The organism is Pseudarthrobacter sp. C4D7, from assembly GCF_013359725.1.
Classification (GTDB): domain Bacteria; phylum Actinomycetota; class Actinomycetes; order Actinomycetales; family Micrococcaceae; genus Arthrobacter.
Genome location: NZ_JABFMW010000001.1, coordinates 47,978 through 62,433, shown reverse-complemented (window position 1 = coordinate 62,433; position 14,456 = coordinate 47,978). Strand labels below are relative to the sequence as shown.

19 protein-coding genes are annotated in these 14,456 nt (G+C 66.6%); 5 read left to right on the top strand and 14 right to left on the bottom strand.

Annotated features, from left to right (window positions below):
- Positions 1 to 29 precede the first annotated feature (29 nt).
- The 7 genes from HNO81_RS00325 to HNO81_RS00295 form a co-directional block, all read right to left on the bottom strand.
- Positions 30 to 356 carry a hypothetical protein gene (locus HNO81_RS00325; protein WP_175316181.1) on the bottom strand — a complete coding sequence of 109 codons (327 nt, stop codon included), beginning with the start codon at positions 354 to 356 and terminating at the stop codon, positions 30 to 32.
- Between the two features lie 325 nt (positions 357 to 681).
- Positions 682 to 1,059, bottom strand: a complete 378-nt coding sequence (locus HNO81_RS00320; protein ID WP_175316180.1) for a VOC family protein — start codon at positions 1,057 to 1,059, stop codon at positions 682 to 684.
- Positions 1,060 to 1,457: 398 nt separating this feature from the next.
- Positions 1,458 to 1,946, bottom strand: coding sequence for a hypothetical protein (locus HNO81_RS00315; RefSeq protein WP_175316179.1), 489 nt, complete (start codon positions 1,944 to 1,946; stop codon positions 1,458 to 1,460).
- The gene (locus HNO81_RS00310) at positions 1,947 to 2,591 is read right to left on the bottom strand and encodes a signal peptidase I (RefSeq protein ID WP_175316178.1); all 645 of its coding nucleotides are present in this window, start codon (positions 2,589 to 2,591) and stop codon (positions 1,947 to 1,949) included.
- Positions 2,581 to 3,192: a SipW-dependent-type signal peptide-containing protein gene (locus HNO81_RS00305; RefSeq protein ID WP_175316177.1), complete on the bottom strand. Its 612-nt coding sequence runs from the start codon at positions 3,190 to 3,192 to the stop codon at positions 2,581 to 2,583. Before HNO81_RS00305 ends, HNO81_RS00310 begins: the two co-directional genes overlap by 11 nt.
- 75 nt (positions 3,193 to 3,267) lie before the next feature.
- The gene (locus HNO81_RS00300; RefSeq protein WP_175316176.1) at positions 3,268 to 3,831 is read right to left on the bottom strand and encodes an alternate-type signal peptide domain-containing protein; all 564 of its coding nucleotides are present in this window, start codon (positions 3,829 to 3,831) and stop codon (positions 3,268 to 3,270) included.
- Positions 3,832 to 3,990: 159 nt separating this feature from the next.
- Positions 3,991 to 4,644, bottom strand: coding sequence for a TetR/AcrR family transcriptional regulator (locus tag HNO81_RS00295; RefSeq protein ID WP_175316175.1), 654 nt, complete (start codon positions 4,642 to 4,644; stop codon positions 3,991 to 3,993).
- 105 nt (positions 4,645 to 4,749) lie between these two features.
- Between HNO81_RS00295 and HNO81_RS00290 the strand changes: the two genes are divergently transcribed.
- The gene (locus HNO81_RS00290) at positions 4,750 to 5,919 is read left to right on the top strand and encodes an NAD(P)/FAD-dependent oxidoreductase (protein ID WP_254703239.1); all 1,170 of its coding nucleotides are present in this window, start codon (positions 4,750 to 4,752) and stop codon (positions 5,917 to 5,919) included.
- On the opposite strand, the gene HNO81_RS00285 is transcribed toward HNO81_RS00290, so the two are convergent.
- From HNO81_RS00285 to HNO81_RS00275, 3 genes are all read right to left on the bottom strand, one after another.
- Positions 5,888 to 6,589, bottom strand: a complete 702-nt coding sequence (locus tag HNO81_RS00285; RefSeq protein WP_175316174.1) for a triacylglycerol lipase — start codon at positions 6,587 to 6,589, stop codon at positions 5,888 to 5,890. The two genes, HNO81_RS00290 and HNO81_RS00285, sit on opposite strands and share 32 nt — an antisense overlap.
- Positions 6,590 to 6,646: 57 nt before the next feature.
- A complete protein-coding gene (locus tag HNO81_RS00280; protein ID WP_175316173.1) occupies positions 6,647 to 7,864 on the bottom strand; it encodes an MFS transporter in 1,218 nt (405 codons plus the stop codon).
- Positions 7,865 to 7,936: 72 nt separating this feature from the next.
- Positions 7,937 to 8,365 carry a hypothetical protein gene (locus HNO81_RS00275; protein WP_175316172.1) on the bottom strand — a complete coding sequence of 143 codons (429 nt, stop codon included), beginning with the start codon at positions 8,363 to 8,365 and terminating at the stop codon, positions 7,937 to 7,939.
- A gap of 289 nt (positions 8,366 to 8,654) precedes the next feature.
- Here HNO81_RS00275 and HNO81_RS00270 point away from each other — a divergent pair, with 289 nt between their 5' ends.
- Positions 8,655 to 8,996, top strand: coding sequence for a hypothetical protein (locus HNO81_RS00270; protein WP_175316171.1), 342 nt, complete (start codon positions 8,655 to 8,657; stop codon positions 8,994 to 8,996).
- A gap of 24 nt (positions 8,997 to 9,020) precedes the next feature.
- Here the strand turns inward: HNO81_RS00270 and trxB are convergent, their stop codons facing one another.
- Complete coding sequence (gene trxB, locus HNO81_RS00265; RefSeq protein ID WP_175316170.1) at positions 9,021 to 9,998, bottom strand: thioredoxin-disulfide reductase; 978 nt, start codon at positions 9,996 to 9,998, stop codon at positions 9,021 to 9,023.
- 202 nt (positions 9,999 to 10,200) lie between these two features.
- Between trxB and HNO81_RS00260 the strand changes: the two genes are divergently transcribed.
- Positions 10,201 to 10,524 carry a hypothetical protein gene (locus HNO81_RS00260; protein WP_175316169.1) on the top strand — a complete coding sequence of 108 codons (324 nt, stop codon included), beginning with the start codon at positions 10,201 to 10,203 and terminating at the stop codon, positions 10,522 to 10,524.
- A 167-nt stretch (positions 10,525 to 10,691) separates the two neighbouring features.
- Here the strand turns inward: HNO81_RS00260 and HNO81_RS20045 are convergent, their stop codons facing one another.
- Together HNO81_RS20045 and HNO81_RS00250 are read right to left on the bottom strand one after the other, a co-directional pair.
- Positions 10,692 to 11,189: a hypothetical protein gene (locus HNO81_RS20045; RefSeq protein ID WP_254703238.1), complete on the bottom strand. Its 498-nt coding sequence runs from the start codon at positions 11,187 to 11,189 to the stop codon at positions 10,692 to 10,694.
- Between the two features lie 62 nt (positions 11,190 to 11,251).
- Complete coding sequence (locus tag HNO81_RS00250; RefSeq protein WP_175316168.1) at positions 11,252 to 11,770, bottom strand: MarR family winged helix-turn-helix transcriptional regulator; 519 nt, start codon at positions 11,768 to 11,770, stop codon at positions 11,252 to 11,254.
- 234 nt (positions 11,771 to 12,004) lie between these two features.
- Here HNO81_RS00250 and HNO81_RS00245 point away from each other — a divergent pair, with 234 nt between their 5' ends.
- Positions 12,005 to 12,757, top strand: coding sequence for an ANTAR domain-containing protein (locus tag HNO81_RS00245; protein WP_175316167.1), 753 nt, complete (start codon positions 12,005 to 12,007; stop codon positions 12,755 to 12,757).
- Positions 12,758 to 13,095: 338 nt separating this feature from the next.
- Positions 13,096 to 13,242, top strand: coding sequence for a hypothetical protein (locus tag HNO81_RS00240; RefSeq protein WP_175316166.1), 147 nt, complete (start codon positions 13,096 to 13,098; stop codon positions 13,240 to 13,242).
- On the opposite strand, the gene HNO81_RS00235 is transcribed toward HNO81_RS00240, so the two are convergent.
- Complete coding sequence (locus HNO81_RS00235) at positions 13,239 to 14,441, bottom strand: MFS transporter (RefSeq protein ID WP_175316165.1); 1,203 nt, start codon at positions 14,439 to 14,441, stop codon at positions 13,239 to 13,241. The two genes, HNO81_RS00240 and HNO81_RS00235, sit on opposite strands and share 4 nt — an antisense overlap.
- Positions 14,442 to 14,456: the final 15 nt, after the last annotated feature.

The window sequence follows — 14,456 nt, the reverse complement described above, 5'->3', positions numbered from 1 at the left end:
CAGGCACCTCCCCTGTGCCGGGCTGGGCCTCAGGTGCCGTCGTCGGGATCCGTGGTGTCCAGCTGCGCACTGTCACGGCCGATGCTTTCCTGCATCGCGGCAGCGAGCTCCAGCTCATCCAGGTACCGCGCGGCCGGTTTGCCGGTGGCCTGGGCCAGCCGGTCCAGGGTGGCCAGGTGCTGGCGCGCCAGCTCGATGGCCAGCTGCTCAACAATGCTGGGGCCGTTGCGCACCACCAGGTCGCTGAGGTAGGCCTGGAGGCGGCCGGCAGGCCTGCCCTTGGTCCGGGAATCCGCGGCGACAAGCCGGGTGAGGGCAGCCGCGGCCAGCGCGGGTTTGTCGCTGAAAAGTTCCACGTCAATCCCCTAGCAACAGGATGGGATGGGATGCGCCCGGATACGCAGCTACAACGTAGCGTTTCCGCCCCGTCTCCCGTAAAGGTCATCGGTCCCGTTTTTATGGTGGGGGCCGGAGCTCCCGGGGCACCCCCACGGCAGCACGATCAGGCGTCCCGGCACGGGATTCCCAGCGTCCTGCCCGGGAGTCTTGAGGAAACCTTGAAGGATTGGGGTTCCCCTGCTTGAGCGGCGCCGTGAAGAGTGGCAGGTGCCAGGGCGGCGTCTTGAAGTGGGCGCCGCCCGGCATTCCAGCCCGTTCGGGAAGGGAGCGCCGCGGTCCCGGTCAGGGCTCGAGCCGCTTGCGCAGAAGGCAGAACTCGTTTCCTTCGGGATCCTGCAGGACGTGCCATGACTCGTCGCCGGCCTGGCCAACGTCCGCCGGCCGTGCACCGAGGGCCAGCAGCCGCTCAAGCTCGGCGTCCTGGTCCCGGTCCACCGGGTTGACGTCGATATGCAGTGGGAGCCGCCCCACCCTCGGATTGGTGCTGGCGCTCAGGATCATGGTGGGCTGCAACCCGCCGAACCCGGCGTCCGGTGGCCCGATCTCGACCATCCCCTCTTCCCTGTCCAGCTCGACATAACCAAGGACGTCGCACCAGAACCGCGCAAGCAGTTCGGGATCGTCACAGTTCAGGACCAGTTCGCTGATTCGGCATGACATGGAGCCAGTGTACGGAGTCCCCCGGGCCGCCGGACGGCGGACACATGGAGAACTTACGACGGCGGCAGGCACCGTCCCCAGGCCGGGCGCCACGGCGGGGCGGGCGGGGCCTCCGCTGGGCGGGCAGTGCCGGGGCACATTCCCGACGCGCCACTTCCCTCGCGACGCGCATCCTCCCTTTCGCGGCCCACATATCGGGCGCGGAAGTGGCGATGCGCGTCGGAGGGGAAATTGCGCGTCGCCAGGCCACTTCCGGGGAGCAGCTGATCCTGCGCAAAACCGGTCATCAGGGGCGAATCCCGACTCCGACAACCCAAAAGCCAGCTCGGCAGGAGACGGTGCCACTGCATGGGGGGATGCAGCGGCACCTTCTTCCGCCGAGCTGGCCGGTGGATACCTCAGGCGCAGTAGATCTTCTTGTTTCCCGTGCCGATGTCCAGGCTCACCTTCACTGTGGTGGTTGCCTGTACACCGTTCGAGAATGTGGCCACGATCCTGACCGTGGCCGGGGTGGTGGTGACCTGGCTGAAGATCGTGGAGTCTCCGAACAGTGCCACGGTCCCGGACGTGCCGAACGGGCCGGCCATGTCCGCGCTCGGGCCGTAAACCCCATTGGTCCCGGCTGCCGAGAAGGTGAGCCTGGTGGGAGCTTCGGAGAATCCCGAGTACCCCAGGGACACGTACTTGTTGGCGTTGTCCACGTTGCTGCAGGCAGGGGTGGTGAACACCGGCGCGGACCAGGTTCCGGAGGCGGTGACCGTCATGGTCGCCGTCGCGCTTTGCTGCCAGAGGGCCGAGGCCGAGGCGCCGCCGGCCCCCAGCAGCACCATGAGCACGAAGGCTCCGACGGCGAGCGCCGCACCTGGAAGGCTCCGGAACCGTGCCATTTAGGCCACCCCGGCAGCAGCGTCGTCGCGCTTGCGGGTTTTGCGGACGGACTTGTACACCGTGATGGCCCCGTAGCCGATCAGTGCCACCGCGGCGATCACGGTCCACGTCTCCCGGTCCGAATTTCCCAGGAAGTTGGCCACGAAACCCACGTACGGGACGGCGTAGAACAGCTTGCCCTTGACCTGGATGGCGCGGACGGGGTTGGCATCGATGGCGCCGTTGTTGTCGCCCTTGGTGATCAGCGTCTTCTCGCCCTCTTGCGTGGACCCGAAACCGACAATCCGGTGCGTTTCCACATCCGGCCTGCCGGAGTAAAGCTGGAACGTGATGACGTCGCCGTACTTGAGCTCATCGAACGGAGCGGGCTTCATCACCATGAACGTTCCCGGCGGGTACTTCTGCGCCATGGACTTGGTCAGAATGGTGTAGGTCTGCGAGCCCGTGGCCACCGGTACCACGATCAGCACCAGGGCGGCGAACAATGCCACCAGCATGGCGGCCATGCTCAGGAAGCGTCCGACGGCGGCCCATGCGGCGTTGCGCATGCCCGCGCTTTGCTTGGCGGTTGCCGCATTTTCGGTGTTCTGCCGGGAGGGCAGGGTACCTCCGCCCAGCAGGCGGTCGGTAAGGTCAGCAGCCACTGGGCACCCCGCAGAGCTGACGTGCGGTGAGCGTGGTTTGGATGGTCACTGCTTGTCCTTTCACTGTTGATGGAGTGCCGGAGATGAGGCCCACCTGGAAGCAGAAAACGGTTGATCCTGCCTTGGCCACTGCGGGTGAGACCAGCCCGGCCGTCCCAATCGCCGCGTAACCGCTGGCATTGCTGCACGCGGCGGGTGACGCTGCCACCTTGGCGGTGACGGTGATGTAGCTGGCCAGGGATCCGCCGTTGAGGTTCGCCACGCTGGGCTGTCCCGCCGTAATCGCGGTGTTGAACTGGCCGCCGGCGTTCGTGTTGTTCGTGACCACCACGCCGCCGTAGACCGACGTGCCCGGCCCCAGCGTTCCCGCGGGCGAGAGCGTCAGATTCGCGGCGGTCTTCCCGTCTGCGAGCGTCATGGTGGTCGTGGTCCCCGTGTTGACGGCCTGGAGAGTCGTATCAAACGATGCAGACTGAATGGTCCCCGGCGACGCCGAGGCTACGGCATTCCAGAGCGCGTAGGTTCCCTGCACGGCGAACAGGCCAAGGACCACTGCGATGGCGGTCAGCGCCGCCGCCTGCAGCCTGCGCTTGGTGCGCATGGTCCCCTCCTGGTTGTCGTCCTGTCCTTGGCATCCAGGCGGGTGACTGTTCAGCCACCCGCCCAGGCTTCGGTGCTAGGGGGTGACGACGAGGCCATCTTTACCGGTAATGACTTGCTGCAGGGTGTAGGACACCTTGCTGAGGTCGTAGGTGGCGTTGACGTTCTCGAGACCAGGTGTGGTGCTCAGGAAGTGGAAGGTCGTGGAAACCGTGACTGTCTGGGTATCGTTCGCGACGGGCTTGAGAATCGGGTTGTCGATGACCGTTTCGCCCGCAGCGTTCTTGATGGTGATGGGGTCAATCTGGACGTTGCTCTTGCTGAACGTACTGGCAATTACGTCGTTGAGTTTGATCTGGGCCGCCATCTTGTCGCCCCGGAGCTTTACCGTGAGGGTCTGGGTAAAGGTCAGCTTGTCACCCGGCACCACACGGTATTTGGTGATGTCGGCAATCTGCTGGGTCCCGCCGTCGGTCCAGACGCCGGTCTGTGCCTGGAGTCCCAGATCGCCGGCAACGATCTGGCCTGCGTCGGCGCTGGCTTCCTGGTTCCATGCGGCCAGCGTTCCTCCGCCGCCCAGCAGGAGTGCGGCGCCAACGGCGATAGCGGCGGTGCCCTTGATCAGAGTGCTGTTCTTCATGATGTGTCCCCTCAGACTTGGTTGGTGTGCTGTGGTCTAACTGGGTTCCACTTTGCACGGCCAACCTCAGGAAGTGAGGAGGTAAAACGTCAACAAAAGCTCAAGTTATTTGAAAGTTCAACCACGCCCTGACCTGCGCTTCTATCCAAACAAGGCCGTTCAAACAGCGCGCAGCAGCAGCCTGCTCCAGGCATCGGCCAACCAGTCGGCAAACTGGTCCCGGGTCCACCCTCGCTGGTCCACCAGCAGCACCCAGTACTCGGGTCCGTTCATGCTCCAGACAGCGTCGGCAAGTTCGGCGGCGGGGCGGTCAATTCGCAGCTCCCCAGTGGCGGCCAGGTCCTGGATAAAGAGCAGCATGTTGGCCGCCCGCCGGTCCGAAATTTCGGTCCACAGCGCCGCACAGTCGGGATCCGTGCCGGCAGCATCGCGAAGGGCCAGGTACACCGGCGCAAGGCGGGGCTGAATGCCGGCCAGGGCATGCGCGTAGATGGAGATCTTCTCCGCCGCCCCGTTCGCCTCCCGCAGCCGGATTACGTAGTCGCGGCGCTCCGCGGGCACTGCCTGCCCGGTCCCGGAGATGGCTGTTTCCACGACCTCCCGCAGCAGGTCAGGCTTCCGCCCGATGGTGGCATAGATGGTGTCGACGGCCACCCCGGCCCGCCGCGCGATACCCGCCACCGTCGTGGACCGGTACCCCTCCCCGATGAACAGCTCGCGGGCAGCAGCCAGCACGGCGCCGCGGGTGGCGGCCGCCTGCTCCGTCCGCCGGGGCGAGTAATAGCGGCGGGCGGGGGCATTGACTCCACTCATGGCCGGGCCTAACCTTATTTCATCCGAATGCTATTCGGATGAATTGTAGCAGGAAGCCCCCAGCACAGTGAGGCCGGAGTCCAGCGCAGGCATGGAAGCGCAGGCATGGACCCGCAGCGGTCCGGGGCGGAAGGGCAGGGCATCATGTCGGAGCACTTCAACACCGTGGTGATCGGTGGCGGCCAGGCAGGGCTGGCCATGGGCTACCACCTGGCCCGGCTCAAGCGCCCCTTCGTCATCCTCGATGAAAACCCCCGGACCGGAGACAGCTGGCGGACGCGCTGGGATTCCCTCCGGCTGTTCACCCCCGCCAGGTACGATGCCCTGCCGGGCAGCCGCTTCCCCGCCCCCACCTGGTCCTACCCCTCGCGGGAAGAGTTCGCCGACTACCTCGGCGGCTACGCGGAGCAGTTCGGGTTGCCGGTGCGGAACAGCACCCGGGTCACCCTCCTCAGCCACGATGGACACACCTTCACCATCCATGCCGGCAACCAGCGGTTGGAAGCGGACAACGTGGTGGTGGCCTCCGGCTGGGACCGCACGCCCAAGCTTCCGGCATTCGCGGAGCACCTCGCCACGGGCATCACGCAGCTGACGGCGGGCAGCTACCGGAACCCGAAGGACCTCTCCGAGGGTCCCGTCCTGGTGGTCGGGGCGGGCAACTCCGGCGCTGACATCGCCCTGGAACTCGCGTCCACCCGCAAGACCTACCTCTCCGGCCGGCACCCCGGCGAAATTCCCTGGCACATCGACGCCGTGGCAGCACGGCCCCTCACCCTCGCCGTGTTCTTCGCCTTCTCCCACGTCCTGAACCTCAATACCCCCGCCGGGCGGAAGGCCCGGCCGCAAATCCTTGCGCACAGCGGGCCACTGGTCAGGGTGAAGAACCGCGACCTGGTGCGTGCCGGCGTCGAACGCGTCCCCAGGACGGAGGGCGCCAAGGACGGCAGGCCACTGCTCGCAGACGGAAGAACGCTGGACGTCGCCAACGTCATCTGGTGTACGGGTTTCCGGCCGGACCTGGCGTGGATCAACCTGCCGGTGTTCGGGCCGGACGGGGAGCCGGACCAAGACCGCGGGATCACCAGAACCCCGGGACTGTACGTCCTGGGCGCCACCTTCCAGCAGTCGCTGGCGTCCTCCATGGTCCACGGCGTCGGCAGGGACGCAGCCTTCATCGCCCGGCACATCGCGGCGGACGCGCCACGGGCGGCAGCCTCACCGGGCCGTTCGGCGGGAAAGGTCAGGCCGGAAGGCTCAGCTGCTCCACAATGATGCGGGCGGTGGCGGCGTCGCCCAGGATGCGGAAATGCCCGGCCACGGGCAGCTCAATGTTGGTGGCACCGGGCAGGACGCTCCCCTCCGGAATGTGCGGATCGAAGGGTCCGTAGAGGGACGTGATCCGGCTGTTGATCGCCATCTCGCGGGACATCTGGAGGGTGAGGGCGTTCCGCGGCGAGAAGATCCGCAGGCTGGGCAGCAGCATGTACCGGGCGTAGCGTGATCCGGAGAACGGTGCGCATACGGCGATCATCCGGTCGATGCGGTGTTCGGGGTCCAGGGACAACATGGTGTACTTGCCGATCAGGCCGCCCTTGCTGTGCCCCACCAGGATGGCGTCGTGGAGCCCGGCCTCCTCCAGGTGCTGGGCCACCAGTTTGGCGGCGTCCGGCACCTTCAGCTTGTTGCGCTGGAGCACCGTAACCACGTGCACGGGATGCCCGGCGTCGTGGATGGCCTGGATGAGGGGCGTCATGAACTGCCAGTTTTCGTACACCCCGGGGATGATCACCACGGGCGGCCGGGCCCCGGTGCGGAAGGATGCCGGCTGCACGCGCGAGAAGAATCCCCGGACCTGCCAGCCCGCGGCGTAGGCATAGTCCTGTGCCCACCACACGGCCTTCTGCAGCGGACTGATGCGGGCGGCGGCGCCGGGATCACTCATAAGTCGACAATATCCCCGGCAGGCGCCCTGACCGCCAACCGGGTCCGCCAACACGCCTCAGTAGTTGCGGCGGTGCTTCAGGCGGGGAATGACGACGGCGAAGACGGCGGCCGCCGCGAAGCCCAGGACGCCCGTGGCGGCGATCCCCGGGCCGAGGGAGGCGAGGGCGGTCACCCCGGAAAGGAGCACCGGTCCCCCGGTGGACCCCGCATCAGCCATGAACCGCCATAGGCCAAGGAACTGCCCGCGGCCCCGGTCCGGCGAGAAATCCGCACCCAGGGTCATCACCAGGCCGGAACTGATCCCGTTGCCGAACCCGATCAGCAGCGCGGCCAGCAGCAGCCCCACGAAGGACCCCGTCAGCGGGATGAGGAGCAGCGCAATTCCCATGATCAGCGTGGATGGAACCGCCACCCATTGCCGGCCCTTGCGGTCCATGAGTTTCCCCGCGGGGTAGAACACCAGCATGTCGATGGCGCCGGACAGCCCGTAGATCAGGGAGGCGGAGGTGGCATCCATGCCCAGGTGGTCTGACCAGAGCGGGATCACCACCTGCCGGGAGGACCGCAGGGCGCTGAGCAGCAGGATGCCCACCCCCAGCGACAGGAACACCCCGGCATGCGACACTGCGACGCCGCGGAGCGTGGGCTGGGGGCCGGCGTCCGCACCTGTGCGGACATCCGGCGTCGTAAGGTCCGGGATGGTGAGGGACAGGAGGGCGGCGGCCGCCATGGCCACCACGCCCACCCAGTAGGCGCCGGCGATGCCGAGGAACTGCATCGCCGCCGCCCCCGCGAACGGCCCAATGAACACGCCGATCCGGTTCACACCGCCCAGCGTGGACAGCGCGCGGGCACGGAATGCCACGGGCACCGCTTCGGTGAGGTATTTTTGCCGCGCCAGGCCAAACACAGCCCCGGACATCCCGACGACGGTCATCGCCACGGCGAGCAGCCACAGTCCGTTCGGTGCCAGTGAGGACGTGGCGGCGGCGGCCAGGGCCACGCCGGCAGCGACGGCGGCCCCCACAATGGACCAGCGTTCGCCGAAGCGCAGGGTCACCACGGACGCGGGCAGGTTGAAGAACCAGGACCCCAGCCCGATCAGGGTGACGATCAGGGCGGCCACCGCCACCGAGGCGCCCAAGTCCCGGGCGGACAAGGCCACCACGGGAAGGATGGCACCCTGGCCGATGCCAAAAAGCAGTGTGGGGCCGAAAGCAGCCACCGCAATGCTGCGCAGGTTAAAGGGCTCGGCGTTGTCCGGGGAAGTCATCAGATTTATCCTATGGCCGCCGGATCCGGACCCCCTGTATTGGAAAGGGCGCCAGGGGTGTCAGCCCGCGGCTTAGCGGGCCCGCGGCTCCAGCCCGGCAAGGGCACGGAACAGATTGACCAATTCAACAATGGCGCCGATGACTGAGCCCACGATTCCAACAACCAGGAGCACCCGCACCAGGACAGCCCAGCCTGACCAGCCGGTGCCGAAGTCGAAGGGGAAGACGTCCCAGAGACGCAGCATGGCGGCCACCCCAACACCCATGACCACCAGGTTTCCCAGGGCCAGGAGTGCCCTGGAATGGATCACCGCACACACCAGGTTCACGATGATGCCTGTTATCAAGGAGGCATTGATGAGGTCCAGGGTGCGCGGCATGTCGCCAGTGAGGAACGGCAGCACCTGCCATCCGGGCCACGCGTTGATTCCGTACAGCAGCAGGGCGTTGACGATCGCGGAGCCAACGCTGCCGCTCCGGCTGGCAGTCCTGTCCGCCATGCCACCCTCCTCTCCGCTCCCCCGGTCCTCGCATCGATTGCTCCGTAAATGCCCTTTTGGGCCGCTAAAACGGCAATTACGGAGCAATCGATCCCAGGAATTGATCCTGGCGGGTCGGGGATGTGGCACCAGAGTCGCGCAGGGCCGGCTTCTGGGGAAGTGCCGAAGGTCCTCCGGGCCGCCAGAGGCCGGAGCCACAAAAGTGTGGGGGTCACAAACGGGCCGCCGAGGAGTAGCGTTCGCCTTATGGGGCGCTGCGGCGCGTCCCGAATCCAAGGGGAGGTCATTCATGGGTGAAGTGTGGATCCGCACGCTGGGCAACGGGCTGGTCCGGGCAGACCGGGTCACGGAAATTTCATCCACCCGGGGGTCCCTCCACGAGGACAGCGGGTACTCATTGAAAGTCATTGTGGACGGCAAGGGCCACATGCTGATTGACGACGGCGGTCTGCAGGGTTCCCAGCCCGAGCGGCTGGAATACGCCAGGCACATGGAGGACGCCCTGCTGCTGGCCATCGACGAGGCCCGCGGGTCTGATGCGTCCATAGTGGTTTCGTACGAGCCCGAACGCGAGCGCTGGTCTGCCGCCCCCGTCTCCGTTTTAACGGGAAGGCTCCCCGAAGTCGTGTGACCTGGGGAGCCTTCCACGGAGAACCTAGCTGTGGGTGGGCTCTTCCACCAGGGCTGTGGCAATGCTGGCGGCATCTTCCAGCGCGGCCAGGAAGCGCTCGGCATCCAGGGCCGCGGCGCAGCCGGTGCCGGCAGCGGTGATGGCCTGCCGGTAGCGGTGGTCCACGGCATCGCCGCAGGCAAAGACGCCGGACAGGTTGGTGCACGTGGTGGGTGCATCCACCTTGATGTAGCCTTCCTCGTCCAGGTCCACCTGGCCGGCCACCAGTTCCGTGCGCGGCAGGTGTCCGATGGCCACAAAGATGCCGGTGGCGTCCTGGTGGCGGGTTTCGCCGGTGCGGGTGTCAGTGAGCGTTACGCCGGTGACCTTGCCGTCGCCGTGGATGGCCGTGACGGCGGAGTTCCAGGCGAAACGGATCTTGGGGTTGTCCTTGGCCCGCTGCGCCATGATGCGGGAGGCGCGCAGTTCGTCCTTGCGTACCACCACGGTGACGGACTTCCCGAAGCGGGTCAGGAAGGTTGCTTCCTCCATAGCGGAATCGCCGCCGCCGACGACGATGATGTCCTGGTCACGGAAGAAGAACCCGTCGCAGGTGGCGCACCAGGAAACCCCGTGGCCGCTGAACTTCTTCTCCTCCGGCAGGCCCAGCTCCTTGTAGGCGGAGCCGGTGGCCAGGATGACGGCCTTGGCCTCGTAAGTCTCCCCCGCGCCGGTCACCACGCGCTTGACGGGACCTTTCAGGTCAACGGAGGTGGCGTCGTCGTACTCAATCCGCGCGCCGAACTTTTCCGCCTGCTGCTGCAGCCCGTCCATCAGCTCGGGGCCCTGGACTCCGGCGGGGAAGCCCGGAAAGTTCTCCACCTCGGTGGTGTTCATCAGCGCGCCGCCGGCGGTGACGGAGCCGGCCAGGACCAGGGGGTTCAGCCCGGCGCGGGCGGCGTAGATGGCGGCGGTGTAGCCGGACGGGCCGGAGCCGATGATGATCAGCTGTTCTTTGCTCATTGCGTGTCCTTCGGTGGCGGTGCTGCTGGGTTACGTCCGATTCTTTCACTGCCAGGCAATCTGGGAGAAAACTTCCCTCGGTGTAATAAACATCACGATGTTGCGCACATCACATTGGTTGCCTACTCTGGATGAGGCTTAAGCAAACAGGCCATGCAAGAAGCTGCAGCGTCGCAGCCAATGCCGGGGAAGGCTCTACATCTTGAATTCCAAGCTGAACATCGTGGTCCGTGTCGATCTGGACCATTGCAAGGCCCAGGTGATTGCAAAGGGGCATATCACCATCCACAGCATCAACGCCCTCTATGTAGTGGCGAAGCGCGCCAACTCCCTTAAGGGAGGCCTGGACCTGGAGCTGGACATCTCCAGCGCCTGGGTGGACCAGGAAGCGCTGGACATGCTCCGTACCGCTTCCGAGACGCGGCACCTGCCCGCGAGGATCGATCCCGACCAAGCACGGTGCACCATCAGCGTGCTGGCGGACCGCCGGCAGTCCCGGACCGCGCCGGCGCGCCTGGCCGCATAGGATTCCCGGCCGCTCGCGGCGCCCACATTTCGGGCCAGAGCAGGCCGGCCACCACTTCGCTTTGCACTCCCAACTACCGAAGTGCAGCTGCATCTGAACATACGGATGGCTGCACTTCGGGACTGTCGGGAGGATGTGTCCGCAGCGCCGGGTATGCGGGCCGGAACTTACGGCAGCTTTGCGCCGCCGTCCAGGAATTCCTGCAGCTCCACGGGGGCAAGCCCTGCGGCCCGGCCCAGGGCGTCGTGCGCGGCGCCGCGCTTCGAGGCGCTCCTGAGGGCGTTTTCAAACTGCTCCTGCGCGGCGTCCAGCTCCCACTGGAGGCTTTCCACCCGGGCGGAGGCCAGCCGGACGGACTCCAGGGGATCACCGGCGGGGGTTTCGTCCATCGTGTAACCGCAGGCGCAGGACCATTCGGATGACCCCAGTTCCAGCGGTGCCCACCCCAGGGAGGCGATGGGAACGGGTCCGGACGTCATGGCCACCCCGCAGTGGAACGGTGCGGCCGGATCCTCAAGCTCCATGGCCGGCACCGGGCTTTCCAGCGGAGCGGATACTTCGCGCGCGTCGTTCAGGGCCGGCGCAACCGGGTGGAGCCGGAAGTCATCGTGGGCCTGGACGGGGATCCGTCGTCCCGCTGCCTGAGGTTCAAGTACTGCAGTCATGCGATCCGCCATCCGATAGTTTCTAAACAATGTAGCTAGTCTAACTAGGATTCGCTTCTTGTCTACCGCCGGCCCAGCAGAGGGGCAGGTTCCACGGCGTCCACCGCTTCCCGCATGGAACTCAGGAAGTGCATGACGGCCTTGATCTCCTCGGCCGACAGCGACTCGGCCGCTTCCAGCATGCGCTTGTGCATCTGGTTGAGGTTGTGGCGCACCTCCTCGTCGGCGCCCGGGGTGGGCCTGAGGAGAACAGCCCGGCGGTCCGACGGGTGGGGCTCGCGGGTCACGTGGCCGGCGGCTACCAGGCGGTCAACCAGGCTGGTCATCGAAGCTGAGGTGATGCCAAGGCGAGCCCCGAGCTGTGTGGGGCGGATCTCGGCGCCGGCGGCCTCCGCGTCGATCAGGTACCGCAGGGCCAGGAGGTCCGTCTCCCCCATCGCGGCGGATGAACGGGTGCGGCGCCGCATGGCGCTTTCGGAAGTGCGGAATTCACGGAGGGCGTTGATGACATCAACCGCTCCGGGCTGGGCCCCCTCACGGGGCGGGTACCAGGAGACTTCGCTTGCACCGTGCGGGTTCATGCGAATTCCTTCGATATCCTACTTGCTTGGCTGTCTAACAAATCAATGGTAGCCCACTTGCTGCCGGGCCGGTTCCACGGACGGGGTTCCCGGAGCCAAAGAGCGGATGCGTACCTGCGGAGTGGCGAGGGCAAAAGTAGAGTACTGGCTACTCGTGCCGCTGCCCTGCCGGCCCCATAGGTTTATGAAACCCGCGGCAGCACGGCCGGGGGCAATCGCAGATGGGGGTGCAGGGTGGCTGTTGGTCCGGCAATCAATAACGAGTCCCGGCAGCAGGGATTCCTGCTGGACTTGATGACGGGGGCTGACGGCGAGGCCGAGTCCCTGCAGAAGCTCGCCGATGCTGCCTCCCGCTGGATGAGCAGCACGGCAGGCGCCGTCATCGAATGTGCAGCCGTGCTGCACCGGCAGCGGTCCTGCCCTGCCACGGCGGGGAGCAGCCCCGGAGCGGCCGCCCTGTGTGCGTCGGAGGAGGAGCACGGCAACGGCCCCACCGCAGCGGGTTCCGCGTTGACTGACCCAACCGTGATCGGCCGGACCGGGGCACGTTGGCAGTCCTACCGGAAGCGGCTGTTGGAGCATGGGTTCGGTGAAGCCCTGGTCCTGCCCGTGGCGCTGCAGCCGGGATCGTCCGCCGTGCTGGTCTTCCTGGGCACCGCCACGGATGGGTTCAGCACCCACCTGCAAAAGGAAGCGGCCTGGTTCGGTGAGGTGGCGTCGCACAGCCTGAAGCTGGCCCTTGACGTCCACGGCGTGATCCGCGCCGGCGACAACCTGAAGCAGGTCCTGGAGAGCAGGACCAGCATCGACGTTGCCTGCGGGGTTCTCATGGCGCAGAACCGCTGCTCCTATGCCGACGCCTTCAGCCGGCTAGCCGGCACCTCGCGGAACCGCAACCTTAAAGTCCGCAGCGTGGCGGACAGCATCCTGAAGGCCATGCCCAGCGGTGCGCCCCGGACGCGTTTCGAACCCCCGGCGATCGCGTAGGTACTGCCGGCACTGCTGCGGGCCGGCCAGGTGTCCGCGGCGTCTACGACTGGTGGCGTGAGCGTGCACGGATAAGGCCGCCTGCCACCAGTCCTGCACATCCGAGTGAAGCCAGCATGCCGCCGAGAGCCGCGAAGTAATCGGTGATGGTCATTGTCCTGCGCTCCTTCCGTACTGCTTCCGTACTGCCTGATGCGCCCAAGCTACGCGGTGAATCTCAGCCTTCGCTGAAGAATCGCCCTCAGGTTTGGTCAAGATCGGATCACGGGAGACTGCGGCGATCCACAATTTTCGGTCAGTGACCTTTCCTTTATCACGACGTTCCGTATTATTCATGCATGTGGACTAAACAAAGCCAGAGCTTCTGCCCCACCTGCGGCAGGACCACCAATCACGTCACCCATTTCCAAAAGGACGACGCCGGTTCCCTGGTTGCGGACGTCCGCTGTGCCGAGTGCCCCGAGATTGCCGGAGCGGTGGCTTAGGAGGATTCCTTCTCCGAAGACTGACGTCCGGGACGGCCGGCATGTGGCCGGACGACGGCGAAGACCACCAAAGCGGCTGCCTGGACTGCCGCGACAGTGAGGGCCAGGGCAGGAATTGAGTATTCGTACAGCACGCCGATGAGGAAACTGCCGGCCAGCCAGGCCACGCCGTAGCAGGCAGTGAACATCCCGTAGGCGCTCCCCCTCCGGGCAGCCGGAGCCAGCCCCGCCACGCCTGCCCGCATGGTGCTTTCCTGGACGCCCATGGCCGCTCCCCACACAAGCGCTCCCGTCACTGCCAGCGCGGCGTTGTTGCTGAAGCCCAGCCACGGCACGGCGGCGGCCAGGACGGGCAGGACCAATAGGACTTTGAGCCCCACCCGGTCGAAGAGCCAACCGGAAACCAGCGCGGCCACGGCGTCCACCCCCATGGCCGCGGCGTAGAGGACCGGGATGGCTGCCGGGGAAAGGAGTCCGGTGGCCACCAGGTGGAAGGACAACAGCCCGAACGTGGCGTAGCCGAACATGGTCAGGCTGCTGAACGCTGCGTAGAGCCAGAACTGGCGCGGCATGGGACCGGCCTCGTCCAAAGCGGCGCCGGGCGCGGCCGGGATGTCCGCCGGCTCATAGGCGCCGGGGTTGGGAACCTTTCGCCGCAGCCACCACAGGATCAGCATGGCCGCCAACCCCGGGACGGCCAGCAACAGGAACCCGGGTCCGTAACTGCCGGACAGGGCCAGGGCAGCACCCACCAACAGTGGCCCCAGCAGCGCCCCCACCTGGTCCAGTGCTTCGTGCAGCGCGAACGCTTTCCCCTGGCCCATCGCCGAACCGGCGTTGGCCAGCATGGTGTCCTTGGCGGGACTCCGCACAGCCTTGCCCAGCCGCTCGGCCAGGACCAGCAGGCAGGCCACCCAGAGCGCGTCGGTGATTCCCAGCAGCGGCACGGACAGGGCCGTCAGCGCATAGCCGCTGATGGCCAGTGGCCACCTGAGCCCGGGCCTGTCCGCCAGCCGCCCGAACACCAGGCGGAGCACCAAAGCCACGGCCTCCCCGGCACCGGTGACCACGCTGACCAGGAGCGCGGAGGCACCCAGCGCACCCAGATACGGGCCGGTGACGCTCCGGGCGCCCTCGTAGACCATGTCCATCAACGCGCTGACAATCCCGAAAACCAGGATGAACCGGATGGCAGTCATGGGCGCCGCGGGCCC

What these genes read in the sequence shown, in the direction of transcription:
- HNO81_RS00240 (WP_175316166.1), top strand. Translation starts at nt 13,096, where the DNA reads ATGTGGACTAAACAAAGCCAGAGCTTCTGCCCCACCTGCGGCAGGACC.
- HNO81_RS20045 (WP_254703238.1), bottom strand. Translation starts at nt 11,189, where the DNA reads ATGACTGCAGTACTTGAACCTCAGGCAGCGGGACGACGGATCCCCGTC.
- trxB (WP_175316170.1), bottom strand. Translation starts at nt 9,998, where the DNA reads ATGAGCAAAGAACAGCTGATCATCATCGGCTCCGGCCCGTCCGGCTAC.
- HNO81_RS00305 (WP_175316177.1), bottom strand. Translation starts at nt 3,192, where the DNA reads ATGCGCACCAAGCGCAGGCTGCAGGCGGCGGCGCTGACCGCCATCGCA.
- HNO81_RS00290 (WP_254703239.1), top strand. Translation starts at nt 4,750, where the DNA reads ATGGACCCGCAGCGGTCCGGGGCGGAAGGGCAGGGCATCATGTCGGAG.
- HNO81_RS00235 (WP_175316165.1), bottom strand. Translation starts at nt 14,441, where the DNA reads ATGACTGCCATCCGGTTCATCCTGGTTTTCGGGATTGTCAGCGCGTTG.
- HNO81_RS00320 (WP_175316180.1), bottom strand. Translation starts at nt 1,059, where the DNA reads ATGTCATGCCGAATCAGCGAACTGGTCCTGAACTGTGACGATCCCGAA.
- HNO81_RS00280 (WP_175316173.1), bottom strand. Translation starts at nt 7,864, where the DNA reads ATGACTTCCCCGGACAACGCCGAGCCCTTTAACCTGCGCAGCATTGCG.
- HNO81_RS00285 (WP_175316174.1), bottom strand. Translation starts at nt 6,589, where the DNA reads ATGAGTGATCCCGGCGCCGCCGCCCGCATCAGTCCGCTGCAGAAGGCC.
- HNO81_RS00270 (WP_175316171.1), top strand. Translation starts at nt 8,655, where the DNA reads ATGGGTGAAGTGTGGATCCGCACGCTGGGCAACGGGCTGGTCCGGGCA.
- HNO81_RS00250 (WP_175316168.1), bottom strand. Translation starts at nt 11,770, where the DNA reads ATGAACCCGCACGGTGCAAGCGAAGTCTCCTGGTACCCGCCCCGTGAG.
- HNO81_RS00315 (WP_175316179.1), bottom strand. Translation starts at nt 1,946, where the DNA reads ATGGCACGGTTCCGGAGCCTTCCAGGTGCGGCGCTCGCCGTCGGAGCC.
- HNO81_RS00295 (WP_175316175.1), bottom strand. Translation starts at nt 4,644, where the DNA reads ATGAGTGGAGTCAATGCCCCCGCCCGCCGCTATTACTCGCCCCGGCGG.
- HNO81_RS00275 (WP_175316172.1), bottom strand. Translation starts at nt 8,365, where the DNA reads ATGGCGGACAGGACTGCCAGCCGGAGCGGCAGCGTTGGCTCCGCGATC.
- HNO81_RS00300 (WP_175316176.1), bottom strand. Translation starts at nt 3,831, where the DNA reads ATGAAGAACAGCACTCTGATCAAGGGCACCGCCGCTATCGCCGTTGGC.